Consider the following 11,960-nt stretch of genomic DNA (forward strand, 5'->3'; position numbering starts at 1 on the left):
CCTAGGATGCTCCCCCATTCTCCAGTCTTTCATCGAGAGGAAGATCTATACCTATGAAAGTGAAATTCGTGGAAGCCGCTAGAACTGGAAGTAGATAAAGCTGCTTGATTCGCCTTTCATCAGCAAGAAGAGCAGCACAATGGCAATGATCGCATATACGGCGCCCCGCACGATCGACGGCACGTTAAATTGCCATGCCAGCGACCATCTCTTGAATCGGGATACGACGATATATTCAAGGATATGAAGCAGGTAAAGCCCCGCTGCCACCGCAAGGAGCAGCAGATGCTGCTTCGTAAACTGAATGCCGTCCATCATCGTCATCTTCTTCAGCATATAGACAGCGTCCGACCAGCTGTTCGCCCGGAAGAAGACCCAGCCGACTACAGTCAGGTGGAAGAATACAAATATCGAAAATACTTTGTAAATCCGGTTATTAAGCGCATCCTTCCAGCCAAGGCGCTTAATGCCCTTGTCATACAGCCGGTGGCCCGCCGACAGCAAGCCGTGGTACAGGCCCCAGATGATGAACGTCCAGGCCGCGCCATGCCAAATGCCGGATATCGTCATCGCCGCAATCAAGTTGGCATATATGCGCCAGTTCGCTACGCGGGAGCCGCCGAGCGGGATAAAGATATAGTCGCGAATCCATTGCGACAGCGTAATATGCCATCTTCTCCAGAACTCGGCCGGATTCGCGCTCAGGTAAGGCGTCTTGAAGTTCAGATCCAGGCGCAGGCCCAGCAAGAAGCCGATACCGACCGCCATCTCGCTGTAAGCGGAGAAGTCGAAGTAAATCTGGAACGCAAAGAGATAGGAGGCGATCCATGATTCCACGCCGCTAAGCGTCTGCGCTTTGGAGAAGTAGTCGTTCACATACGGCGCGATCTGCTCCACAATCACCACTTTTTTGAACAGGCCGAGCAATATAAACGCCAGTCCCAGCTTCACGCGAGGGGTGCGGAACAGGATTGAGCTGATCTTGCGCAGCTGCGGAATGAAATCGTTGCCCCGCAGTATCGGGCCTGCCGCGGAATGCGCGAACAGGGAGATAAAGACCCAGAATTCCAGCAGCGAGCGGCTAGGCTTCAGCTTCCCTCTATGCACATCGACGAGATAAGCAATGAGCTGGAACGAGTAGAAGGATATGCCGATCGGCAGCGCAATGCTGCGGTCCGCGAACGCCGTTCCTTGCAGCGAGAAGGTCATTCCCAGCATGCTCTCGATATTTTCGAGCAGGAACATCGAATACTTGAAGAACAGAAGGTTGGCAAGCACGACAGCCAGTCCAAGCCCCAGCGCCAGCTTGCCCTTTGGTCCCTGCAGACCCTTGGATATAAAGTACACAGATGCCACAATGGCGAAGAACAGCAGAAAGTAGCCCACTCCCGCGTAAGCGTAGAACGCGGCATTCGCCAGCGCCAGAATGATCATTCTGCCGCGAGGGAACGCATAATACAGGGCAAAGACGGCAGCCAGAAATATGAGAAATGTCGGTGAATTAAATAACATGATTAAGCCCCCTTACCCGTCCAGGCGTCCCAAATGATACGGGCAAGGAGCTCATTGCCTTCTTTGGTCAGATGAACATGATCAGTGAATAAGTTCGGATCAATGCGGTCTTGCAGCGTGACGTAGTCCACGCCCAGCTCCGCCAGATAGGAGTCGATTTTCTCCATATTGGCGACATAGCCGGGATTCGTCACTTCTTTCTTGGACAGCTCGCCGTTGCTTCCGGCCACGAAGACAAACAAGCGTTTCCCTTGCTGGTGCTCCGCGATCCGGTTCATGAAGTAGACGGTCCAGTTGGAATCCGTCATATTGAACGGCTCCGGACTGAAGAAATTCAAATACTGCGGCGATGTAATCCACTTTTCCGAAAATTTCTTTTCGTTCCATGCCCGCGGATCGCCCATGACGTCGCTTTCTTTGCCCATTGCCTTAATCGCTTCCGGGATAACCGTCTTGTATTTGATAACCGGCACCCAATCCGTGATCGCTTCGATTGCGTTATGCTCGGTCCCTTTCCAGCCTGTCACATTTTTATAGCCGTTCGCTTCCAGATGCGGCAGCACCTTCTTGAAGGTAGCCGGATCCGCTTTCTTCAAATCGTCACCCAGCCAAAATACCTTCCGTACGCCAGGACTTGCCTCTACGAATGAGGAGTATGTCAAGCCGATCATAACGTTGTCCGTCTTGATGCCGCGCTCGTCCAGCATCAGAAGCAGCGTGTAGGCGTCGCCCGCCATAATCGACGGCGCCGACAGATTGAACACCGCCTGAAGCTTGCCGTCTCCGTCCGCCGTAGCGTTGTCGGACAGATATCTTCCCAAGGAATGATCCGAGCTCTCATTCGTGCCCCAGGCAACAGAGTTGCCAATCAGAATCGCATAGTTGGTCAAGCCATTGTCCTTAATATGCCGGGCCATCTCATCGACGACAATGCCCATTACCTTGGAATCGGCCAGGAACATGTCATAGTTAAGCCTGTGCTTGTATACGGTATCCAGCTTCACCATATAACTCGCCGCAAACTGTGCCAGAATGAAAAATAGTAACGCAAATGCAATGCCGTAGTACCCGTATCTCGCTTTCCGAAGCTTGGAGTAGGGGGCTTTCTTGCGCGCTGACGGTACTGATATCTGCGCTGTCGTGTTCAGTTCCTGGTTCATGACGTACTGTAAACCTCTCTTCAACTGATTGTAGTTGGATAATCGAAAGTTGTCTCTAACATTTATACCATGCGTGACGACAATTGGATAGATGTGTCGCATGCCAAAATATTTGTCAGCAAGGTGATTGCCAATCCTGATTCCGCCTCGCTATAATGAGTCGTTGAGATTCGGGGAGGCTATCTAATCATGCTGCTCGCGCTAGGTATTTTTGCAATTACGATTACATTCGTCATCTGGCAGCCGAAGGGATTGAATATCGGCTACTCGGCAGCGGGCGGCGCTATTATCGCGCTTCTGCTGGGCGTAGTGACGCTTCAAGACGTCTGGGATGTTACAGCTATCGTCTGGAACGCCACACTCGCTTTAATCGGAATCATGATCATTTCTTTGCTGCTGGACGAGACCGGATTTTTCGAATGGGCTGCGCTCCATGTGGCCCGATTATCGGGAGGCAGCGGCAAGCGGCTGTTCGTCTATATCATCCTGCTCGGAGCAGGCGTGTCCATCTTCTTCGCCAATGACGGAGCCGTGCTTATTCTGACGCCGATTGTGCTGGCGATGGTCAGAGCGCTGCGATTCGATGAACGGATGGTCTTGCCTTTCGTCATGGCAGGCGGCTTCATCTCGGATACGGCTTCGCTTCCGCTCGTCATCAGCAATCTGGTGAACATCCTGTCGGCCGACTTCTTCGGCATCGGATTCATGGAGTATGCCAGCCGCATGATCGTGCCGACCGTATTCGCGGTTCTATCCAGCTTGCTGGTGCTCTATCTGTTCTTCCGCAAGAGCATTCCGCAAAGCTACGAGAACAATGATCTGAAGGAGCCCCGCGACGCGATCAAGGACAAGCGAATGTTCACGCTATCCTGGTATGTGCTCGCCCTGCTTCTTATTGCTTATCTGGCAAGCGAATATATCCCGGTTCCGATCTCCGCCATGATCGGCGCCGCTGCGCTGGTGCTGCTCATGGCCGCCCGCAAGAGCGAGGCAGTCCGCACGCGGGAAGTGATCTGGAAAGCGCCGTGGTCCATCGTCATCTTCTCCATTGGTATGTATGTTGTCGTCTACGGGCTTCGCAACGCAGGATTGACTGACCAGCTCGGGGCGTTGTTCCAGTGGGCAGCCGATCAGGGCTTGTTCGCCGCAACAATGGTTACCGGCTTCTGCGCGGCGATCCTCTCCTCGGTCATGAACAATCTGCCTACGGTCATGATCGATGCGCTTGCGATTGACGGCGTTGCCGCTGAAGGCGCGCTGCGGGAAGCCATGATATACGCCAATATCATCGGCTCCGATCTGGGTCCCAAGATGACGCCTATCGGGTCGCTTGCGACGCTCTTGTGGCTCCATGTCTTGTCCAGAAAAGGAATGCGGATCACATGGGGCTATTATTTCAAGGTTGGCGTCATCCTGACGCTGCCCGTCTTATTCCTAACGCTGCTCGGCTTATATTTGTTGCTTTTTTCCATCTACTAATTTTTAGAAATTAAACAACAGAAAGGTATCTCTTCAGGGAGCTCGCTCCCTGAAGAGATACCTTCTTTTTATATACAGGGTGGGGAGAAGCCGTTATCCCCCAATCCCAAGCGCTCCGCCTGCAGCACCTATCACGACGATGATCCATGGCGGAAGCTTCCAATAGGAAAGCAGGACAAACAGGATAGCGGCAAAAGCAGCGTCCTGCGGCGAGCCTATGGCGCTTGTCCAGATCGGATCGTAGAATGCAGCAAGCAGCAGGCCGACGACTGCCGCATTGACGCCGGCAAGCGCCCGGCGCGCCAGCGGCACGCTCCGCAGCGTGTCCCAGAAGGGAAGCGCTCCGGCGACGAGAAGGAACGCAGGCAAGAAGATCGCAAGTGTTGCTATTGCGGCGCCTAGAGGCCCCTCCATAACGGTCCCCAGATAAGCCGCAAACGTAAAGAGCGGACCCGGCACAGCTTGAGCCGCGCCATAGCCGGCCAGAAACTGCTCGGCGCTTACCCAGCCCCTGCCTGCAATCTCGTCCTCCAGCAGCGGAAGCACAACATGCCCGCCTCCGAATACGAGAGAGCCTGAGCGATAGAAGCTGTCTGCCATAGCCATAAGGCCTCCTGTCTCCCGCAGCATGGGCAAGGCAACCAGCAGACCTGCGAACAGCAGCAAGCAGATCATGCCGAAGCGCCGGGACAGCGGTGCGCGGCGCTCCGGCTCCATCTCGACCGGCTTCAGCGTCCCGGCCTCGCCCGATTGATCCCGGCACAGCCACACCCCTGCCGCTGCTGCCAGCGCAATTATGGCGATCTGAGTGAAGGCAGTTGGCCAAAGCAAGGCTGACGCCGCCGATACGACGGCTATCGTAGCAAGCAGCCGTCCCGAAGCCAGCTTCTGGCCCATGCCCATGATGGCATGGGCGACAATCGCAACCGCTACAAGCTTAAGCCCGTGCAGCCAGCCGCTCCCGTCCGTGCCCGATGCTTGCATATACCATCCGAACAGCATCAGCGCCAGTACAGACGGCCACGTAAAACCGATGAACGACAGGATTCCGCCAAGCAGACCGCCCCGCTTCAGCCCGATGCCAATACCGACCTGGCTGCTTGCAGGGCCGGGGAGGAACTGGCATAACGCGACCAGCTCCGCATATTCCCCCTCGCCGAGCCACTTCCGGCGGCAAACATATTCATCATGGAAATAGCCTAAGTGGGCGATAGGCCCGCCAAAGGAAGTCAGGCCAAGCTTCGTCGATACCCATAACAGCTCCAGCCATACGGCCATCTTGCTTTTCAACGTATCAGATCCTCCCTGTATACTGATCCTATATAGCTAACGCCATTGTAAATTAACAATCAGCGGCTGGGAAGAACTATTGCAGCAGGCGAGTGTCCTTGCAGGGAGAATGCTTATCCGGCGAGCGTGCTTCCGCCCTTCTTCAAGCGCCATGCTTCCAGACATGCCCGCAAGCCAGCCGCTGTCGTCACGACCAAAAATGCGAGCGCCGCAAGCGGCAGCAGCGACCATTCCAGGAGCGGCCGCTCCAGCAAGGTCTGCACACCGATAGCCATAAGCCCTCCAATAAACGTCACCCCTGCAATATGGAGCAGCGTCCGCTGCAATCGCTCCGTCATCGCGCTTCTCCATGCCAGCCACGCGATAATCGGCAGCACCTGCAGCGCATGGAACCCAAGCCCGTGGAACCAGATCAGATTGCCATCCAGGCCGACGTATCTGCCGCCGTTAATCGAGATGCAAATTCCACCTATAAACGAGAACATAACGGCGATCATAGCGTAACGCACGCTCAGTACGACGCCCCGCTGCAGCTGTGAGGCGCGCTTCCGGAAAAACGCCGCCGCAAAAACCACATAATACGCAACCAGCAGCAAAGCGACCATTCCAAAACCGTTCGCTACCGCAAGATCAAAGGCGGAACCGTCTGTCACGAACCGGGGATTAACCCCGCGAATATGCTGGACCGTCTCTGCAAAATAAGAATACAGCCCAAGCGCAATGTACGACCATCGGAAGAAGGCTCTGCTCTTGCGCCCCATACCCGAATACGGGCTGACAGCTGCCGTAGACAGCAAGAAGATGCCAAGCGCCGCATTAAACGAAAAAGCTTTGGCCATGCCGGAGCCCGGCGTTTCGTCCGTGCCGAGCAGAAGCGCTCCTAATCCGCACACGAGCGCCAGGGCGAAGCCCAGAAGTCCCGTGAGCACCATCCACTTCTCGCCTTTAAACCATAATGGCTGTTCCTTCACCGTAACCATTCCTCCTGTAAGTTCGATAGCTCAACTTTACAGAAGGATGGATCATCCCGTTACGGTCGGCGGCTGTATTTCTTCCTCCGACATTGGTTCATGGGAAAAGCTGGACTTCAGTCGCATCGCCTGTCATTCTACAGACAGAACTTGGCCATCGCCTCCACGACTCCCTCGCCGTAGCCATGCTTGCATACATAATCAGCCTCCGCCTTCAGCTCATCATGAGCGTTCGCTACAGCTACTCCAATCTCGGCATATTGCAGCATGTCCAGATCATTCAGCTGATTGCCCAGCGCCATAATTTCCTCTCGCTTAATGCCGAGCCGCTCCGCAATCTTGCGCAGCGCCGTCCCCTTGCTCTGTCCGCCATTCATAATCTCCCAATAGTCCGCTTCCGACTGAAAGGCGGAGAACCGGGCATGGACTGGCTCATGGTGCGCCCATACCCCGCGGATCGTGGTCATATCGCCCATTAGAATGACCTTCTGAATGGGGACGTCCCTCCAAGTGCGGTCTCCCTCCCCCAGCAAGGTGCACTGCACGGCCTCCTTCACCTCGTAGCGTCTTACCGCTTCCGATTCGCGGAATACAAACACGCCATCCTCGCGGAACAAGAATGCGTCGACCGCAGCCTCTCTCGCATCCCCGAGCAGCGCTTCAACATCGCCGGCAAGGAAGGAGGCCGACTCCAGCACCTCTCCCTTCTGCGCGATGACAGCGCCGTTGCACAGAATATAGGGCATGCCGAGCGCCAGCTCTCTCTCGAAAGGGGCTGCGGTAAGCAGCGGCCTCCCTGTGGCGAACGTGAACAATCCTCCCCGCTTTGTGAATGCCTCAATGGCCTCCTTGACCGGATTCGCCAACTGATGTTCAGGAGACAACAGTGTGCCGTCCAGATCGCTTGCAATAAGGCGTATCGTCACCTAATTCCCTCCTACCCAAGCCTTAATTTCCATGAAAAAACCGAGTCGCCACACGAAGCGAACGGGTGACTGCCGACCCGCCCATCGCCTGATTCCTCGGTTATCTCGTCAACTCGATCCTTATATAAAGCTGTTATCGCTGCTTCCAGAAGCTCGGATGGCCGACGGACACATAATCCGCGCCGCTATTCAGCGCCTCTTGGATCTCTTCCTCATAGCGGATCAGCCCGCCCACGATAAGCGGCCGGTTCACCTTGGCCTTCACCTCGCGGATAATGCGCGGCATGAGGCCGGGCATCAGCTCGACCTCGTCGGGCTTGCTTGTGCCCGTCAGCCGAATGCCCGTCTCGACCGCAGCCGTATCTATCGCAAATACGCGCTGCACGCTGCGAATGCCGGCTTGTCTGGCCGCAGCAATAATATGACTTTTCGTCGTGACGATGCCGTCTACGCCAAATTCTCTGGCAATGAAATGCACGGCGGATGCATCCCGTCCGAGCCCGTTCACCATCTCCATATGGACATACACTTGCTTGTCCATGCTGTGCAGCTTGCTCACTATGCCGCCCAGTGTCGTAATGTCGCCTGTCATCAGGATGACGCGGGTGAGCGGAGCGTCCCATACATGAGACAACTGCTCCTCATTCGTAATCGAGGCAATAATCGGGCTGTTCATCGTCAATTCCTCCCTTGAAGCTTACTTAATGCCCGAATGAATAAAGCTGTTCATGAATTGGCGCTGGAACACCATAAATCCAAGCAGCAGCGGCAGGATTACCAGCATCGTCGCCGCCGTTACCTCGCTCCATTGCGCGCCCGTCTCGAACGACTGGGCGAAGATCGCCAGGCCAACCGTAAGCGGCCGGTTCTCGACGGAGTTCGTAATGATGAGCGGCCACAGGAAGTTGTTCCAATGATAGCTGACCGAGACAAGCCCGAAAGAGACATAGGCCGGTCTGGCTAGCGGCATATAGATTCGCCACAGAATTTGCCACAGGCTGCAGCCTTCCATCCGTGCGGCCTCGTCCAGCTCGAACGGAATCGTCTTGAACATCTGCCTGAGCAGGAACACCCCGAAGGCGGAAGCAAAATACGGAATCATAATGCCAAGCTTCGTATCCAGCAAAGACAAGTCTCTCAGCACCGTATAGTTCGGGAAGATGAGAATGTCTGCCGGAATCATGATTTGAGCAAGGAAAAGCAGAAAGATTGCGGACTTGCCCCAAAACTCTACCCGTGCAAAGGCGAATGCCGCCATCGACACCGTCAGAAATTGAACCGTGAATACCCCGGCAACGATGAGCAGCGTGTTCATGTAATAAGTGCCGAACGGCGCCGAGTTCCATACATGCGTAAAATTCGAGAGGGTAAAGTCAATCGAGATCGATGACGATAGCGCCAGCCGTTTTGGACGAAAGGCGGTCCATACCGTCCACACAAGCGGAATGAGCCAGACCGCCGCCAGTATATACATCAAGCCATAGCTTATTTTCTTCATCATAAAGCGGTTCCTCCTATCGGTAGTGAATGCGGCGGTCGAACCCGAAAAACTGTATGGCCGCAAGCACCAGCAGGAGAATAATCATCACAGTCGTCAGAGCCGACGCCATGCCTTGGTCCCAGAAGCTGAAGGCCGTCTCGTAGATGTAGAACAGCAGCAGATTGCTGGCGTTCTCCGGGCCTCCCTTGGTCATGATCCATAGATGGTCGACTAGCTTGAACGAGTTCGTAAGGGCGATAATCGAGACGAACAGCGTCGTCGGCATAAGCAGCGGGAATGTAATCCGCCAGAATACGCGCCATGCCGGAACCCCGTCCACTCTGGCAGATTCATAGAGCTCCTCGGAGATGTTCTGCAGTCCGGCCAGATAGAACAGCATGAAGTAGCCGGCTTCCTTCCATACAATCATAATAATCATGGCCCACATGACGAGGTCCGGCGTACCGAGCCAGTTGGGGCCCTTAATCCCGAAGGTTTCGAGAAATCGGCTGACCATGCCGTATTCCGGGGTATAGATGAACAGCCAGATGTTGCCGATGGCAATCATCGGCACGACTGTCGGGTAGAAAAATGCCGTCCGCACCAGACCTCTTGCCCGCATGACTTTGTTCGCAAACATCGCCATCAGGAGAGACAGCAGAATGCTGGTCGGCACGGTGCCGATTGCGAACCAAATATTGTTGTTGACCACTTTCCAAAACACGCTATCTTCCGCCATGCTTTTGTAGTTGTCCAGCCCGATAAAGGAAGGCTGCGGAGTGCCGAGGTCAGCCTGGAACAGGCTGAGCTTCAGCGCCCCCGCAACCGGATAGAGCGTGAACACAAGGAGGAAGATGAGCGAAGGAAGCAGGAGCAGCCACGCGAATGCGTTCATTTTCCATGCTCTTCTGCGCCTTGCCGCCATCTTCATGTCATAACCTCCCGCTTATTTGTTGAATGGCGCAAGCGCTTTGTCCGCTTCTTCCTGCGCCTTCTTCAGCGCAGTTGCGGAATCGGATGAACCTGTCAGGACGGATTGGATCGCGTCGCTGAAAATTTTGGACACTTTGCCGTTGTTGTGCGTCGACAGCTCTGCCGAAGCGTATTGCAGCTGGTCGCGCGCCACAAGGGCTGCAGGGAATTCCTGCACGTACGATTTCATCTTGTCCGTCTCATAAGCGGAGATGCGCGGCGCTACATAGCCGGTATCGATGCTCCACTGGGCAATGCGCTCGGATTCCGTCATGAACTTAATGAATTTCCAAGCCGCTTGCTTCTTCGCTTCGCTGATGCCTTTGAACATATAGAAGTTGCCGCCGCCTGTAGGCGTGCCGTATTGCTTGTTTTTTGGAAGCATAGCTACGCCGAAGTCAAACTTGGCATTGTTCTTTACGTTCGTCAGATTGCCTGTTGTATGGTACATCATAGCTGTCTTGCCTTCGATAAAGTCGGACGGAACTGTGCCCCACTCGATCGCGCCTTCCGGCATCGCCTTATGAACGGCTGCAAGGTCTCTCCAGAATTGCATCGACTGCACATTTTCCGGCGTATCGAAAAATACTTTTTTGCCGTCTTGCGTCATGATGTTGTCGCCGCTTTGAAGCGCGAACGTCTGGAACATCCAGTACAGGAAGCCTGTCGACGGAATTTCAAGGCCCCACTGTCCGTCCTTCGTCAGCTTCTTCGCATAATCAGCCAGCTCTTCCCAAGTCGCAGGCGCCTTCTCCGGATCAAGGCCGGCCGCTTTGAACATTTCTTTGTTGTAGAAGAGTACGATCGTGCTGCGCTGGAAAGGAATCGACCATGTCTTGCCGTCTGTCTGGCCGTTAGCCAGGAAAGCCGGATAGAAATCCTTCAGATATTCATCGCCGCCGTCAACCGCAATCAGCTCATCCAGCGGTTCGATTGCATCCATATCCAGCAAAGTGAACAGCTCCGTGCTCAGAAGCACAGCCAGATCCGGAGGCGTCTTGCCTTGGATCGCCGCTTGCGCTTTGACCATGGTGTCGGCATAGCTGCCCGTGTATACCGGCTTCACCGTAATGTCCGGATTTTCAGCCATAAAATCCTTCGCCATGTTCTCGATCACTTCCGTGATCGGACCGCCTACCGCGACCGGGTAATAGAAGCTGAGCTCTACCTTCTCCCCTGCAGGCTTGTCCGTCTCCTTAGCTGGCGTCTGTGTTGCCGTGCCGTTGCTGCCGGCATTGCTTTCGGATGGCTTCGCTCCGCCATTGCCGGAACAGCCGACGACAAACATGGCGCAAGCGCAAATGACAATCAGTGCTTTCATCATGGAACGCATGGATGGATAACTCTCCTTTTTACTTGTCTTTTTTATATAACATGGCGGCCCCCGCAGCCAGCGCGCTGAAGCTTGTGTGCGGCGAAAGGGCTGCCAACGTTATTGCAGCTTTATTGCGGCGTGATGCAAAAGAAGGCAATAAAAAAGAAAACACTTATTTGAGCAGAAGTAATCATCACGGCATTCCCCTTGCGGAATAATCGCTCGCGAACGACCGTACATCTTTTCAAACAAGGGTTTTCTCATATTCTCAACCCGTGTGTTGGCGTATTCTGTTGGTGCCTTGCTTCTAGGACAACTATAGCTCCCAACTATTAAAGCAGTGTCAACGAAATGTAGAGATGTTGTAAAGAAAAGATGATCTGTCTTTCCTATGCATTGCATTTACCCTGAACAAACTCACCCTGCGGGTAATTGAAAGTCACAAGTGTTTTTCGATGCTGCTCCTGATTCTGTTCCTATTCCTGTTCCTGATGCTGATCTTGATGCTGTTCCTGATGCTGATGCTGATCCTGATCCTGATTATGTTCCTGATGCTGATCCTGATGCTGATCCTGCCTTCTAACGGAACTGAGAGACTCTATGCTTCGATTTTTGAAGGTTTTAACGTCTAACGGAATCAAGAAGCCTTATTTGCACCATCCGACCCGTATTTCGGTTCATTTAAGGCAAATAAGGGCTCTCTGTTCCTTTACCGTTAAAAATGGTAGAAAAACAGGCAAATAGAGTCTCGTAGTTCCCTTACGAATTTCAAAAAATAACTAACCCCACTTCAGGACCTGCTTCAGCAACTTTAAGAAGGTTTTTGCTGCTTAGAACTCTCCTTTCGACGGATTT

General features: G+C 54.0%; 12 protein-coding genes. 3 read left to right on the plus strand and 9 right to left on the minus strand.

From position 1 onward, the window contains the following. Positions 1 to 78 precede the first annotated feature (78 nt). Positions 79 to 1,512 (minus strand): MBOAT family O-acyltransferase, encoded by a 1,434-nt coding sequence (locus tag D3P09_RS15025; RefSeq protein WP_120111559.1) that lies wholly within the window; start codon positions 1,510 to 1,512, stop codon positions 79 to 81. A gap of 2 nt (positions 1,513 to 1,514) precedes the next feature. Then, positions 1,515 to 2,672, minus strand: a complete 1,158-nt coding sequence (locus D3P09_RS15030; protein WP_120111561.1) for a hypothetical protein — start codon at positions 2,670 to 2,672, stop codon at positions 1,515 to 1,517. A 189-nt stretch (positions 2,673 to 2,861) separates the two neighbouring features. Between D3P09_RS15030 and D3P09_RS15035 the strand changes: the two genes are divergently transcribed. Continuing rightward, positions 2,862 to 4,151, plus strand: coding sequence for an arsenic transporter (locus tag D3P09_RS15035; protein ID WP_120111563.1), 1,290 nt, complete (start codon positions 2,862 to 2,864; stop codon positions 4,149 to 4,151). A gap of 93 nt (positions 4,152 to 4,244) precedes the next feature. Here D3P09_RS15035 and D3P09_RS15040 read toward each other — a convergent pair whose 3' ends face one another. The 7 genes from D3P09_RS15040 to D3P09_RS15070 all read right to left on the minus strand — a co-directional run bounded on the left by D3P09_RS15040 (position 4,245) and on the right by D3P09_RS15070 (position 11,123). Next, positions 4,245 to 5,429: a chromate transporter gene (locus tag D3P09_RS15040; RefSeq protein ID WP_120112483.1), complete on the minus strand. Its 1,185-nt coding sequence runs from the start codon at positions 5,427 to 5,429 to the stop codon at positions 4,245 to 4,247. A 125-nt stretch (positions 5,430 to 5,554) separates the two neighbouring features. Then, positions 5,555 to 6,412 (minus strand): hypothetical protein, encoded by an 858-nt coding sequence (locus D3P09_RS15045; RefSeq protein ID WP_133305009.1) that lies wholly within the window; start codon positions 6,410 to 6,412, stop codon positions 5,555 to 5,557. 137 nt (positions 6,413 to 6,549) lie between these two features. Then, entirely contained in the window at positions 6,550 to 7,338 is a 789-nt protein-coding gene (locus tag D3P09_RS15050; protein WP_120111568.1) for a Cof-type HAD-IIB family hydrolase, read from the minus strand. Between the two features lie 133 nt (positions 7,339 to 7,471). Then, positions 7,472 to 8,014: a glycerol-3-phosphate responsive antiterminator gene (locus D3P09_RS15055; protein ID WP_120111569.1), complete on the minus strand. Its 543-nt coding sequence runs from the start codon at positions 8,012 to 8,014 to the stop codon at positions 7,472 to 7,474. Positions 8,015 to 8,035: 21 nt separating this feature from the next. Then, a complete protein-coding gene (locus D3P09_RS15060) occupies positions 8,036 to 8,839 on the minus strand; it encodes a carbohydrate ABC transporter permease (RefSeq protein WP_120111572.1) in 804 nt (267 codons plus the stop codon). Positions 8,840 to 8,852: 13 nt separating this feature from the next. Further along, the gene (locus tag D3P09_RS15065) at positions 8,853 to 9,743 is read right to left on the minus strand and encodes a carbohydrate ABC transporter permease (protein ID WP_120112485.1); all 891 of its coding nucleotides are present in this window, start codon (positions 9,741 to 9,743) and stop codon (positions 8,853 to 8,855) included. 21 nt (positions 9,744 to 9,764) lie between these two features. Next, positions 9,765 to 11,123 carry an ABC transporter substrate-binding protein gene (locus D3P09_RS15070; RefSeq protein WP_120111575.1) on the minus strand — a complete coding sequence of 453 codons (1,359 nt, stop codon included), beginning with the start codon at positions 11,121 to 11,123 and terminating at the stop codon, positions 9,765 to 9,767. A gap of 2 nt (positions 11,124 to 11,125) precedes the next feature. Between D3P09_RS15070 and D3P09_RS27395 the strand changes: the two genes are divergently transcribed. Both D3P09_RS27395 and D3P09_RS27705 read left to right on the plus strand, forming a co-directional pair. Continuing rightward, positions 11,126 to 11,323 carry a hypothetical protein gene (locus D3P09_RS27395; RefSeq protein ID WP_133305010.1) on the plus strand — a complete coding sequence of 66 codons (198 nt, stop codon included), beginning with the start codon at positions 11,126 to 11,128 and terminating at the stop codon, positions 11,321 to 11,323. Positions 11,324 to 11,560: 237 nt separating this feature from the next. After that, entirely contained in the window at positions 11,561 to 11,737 is a 177-nt protein-coding gene (locus D3P09_RS27705; protein WP_165867451.1) for a hypothetical protein, read from the plus strand. Positions 11,738 to 11,960: the final 223 nt, after the last annotated feature.

Source organism: Paenibacillus pinisoli, from assembly GCF_003605435.1.
GTDB classification, from domain to species: domain Bacteria; phylum Bacillota; class Bacilli; order Paenibacillales; family Paenibacillaceae; genus Pristimantibacillus; species Pristimantibacillus pinisoli.

Bases quoted from the DNA above. Each gene is read 5' to 3' on its own strand.
- D3P09_RS15025 (WP_120111559.1), bottom strand. From the start codon at position 1,512: ATGTTATTTAATTCACCGACATTTCTCATATTTCTGGCTGCCGTCTTT.
- D3P09_RS15030 (WP_120111561.1), bottom strand. From the start codon at position 2,672: ATGAACCAGGAACTGAACACGACAGCGCAGATATCAGTACCGTCAGCG.
- D3P09_RS15035 (WP_120111563.1), top strand. From the start codon at position 2,862: ATGCTGCTCGCGCTAGGTATTTTTGCAATTACGATTACATTCGTCATC.
- D3P09_RS15040 (WP_120112483.1), bottom strand. From the start codon at position 5,429: ATGGCCGTATGGCTGGAGCTGTTATGGGTATCGACGAAGCTTGGCCTG.
- D3P09_RS15055 (WP_120111569.1), bottom strand. From the start codon at position 8,014: ATGAACAGCCCGATTATTGCCTCGATTACGAATGAGGAGCAGTTGTCT.
- D3P09_RS15060 (WP_120111572.1), bottom strand. From the start codon at position 8,839: ATGATGAAGAAAATAAGCTATGGCTTGATGTATATACTGGCGGCGGTC.
- D3P09_RS15065 (WP_120112485.1), bottom strand. From the start codon at position 9,743: ATGGCGGCAAGGCGCAGAAGAGCATGGAAAATGAACGCATTCGCGTGG.
- D3P09_RS15070 (WP_120111575.1), bottom strand. From the start codon at position 11,123: ATGCGTTCCATGATGAAAGCACTGATTGTCATTTGCGCTTGCGCCATG.
- D3P09_RS27395 (WP_133305010.1), top strand. From the start codon at position 11,126: ATGGATAACTCTCCTTTTTACTTGTCTTTTTTATATAACATGGCGGCC.
- D3P09_RS27705 (WP_165867451.1), top strand. From the start codon at position 11,561: ATGCTGCTCCTGATTCTGTTCCTATTCCTGTTCCTGATGCTGATCTTG.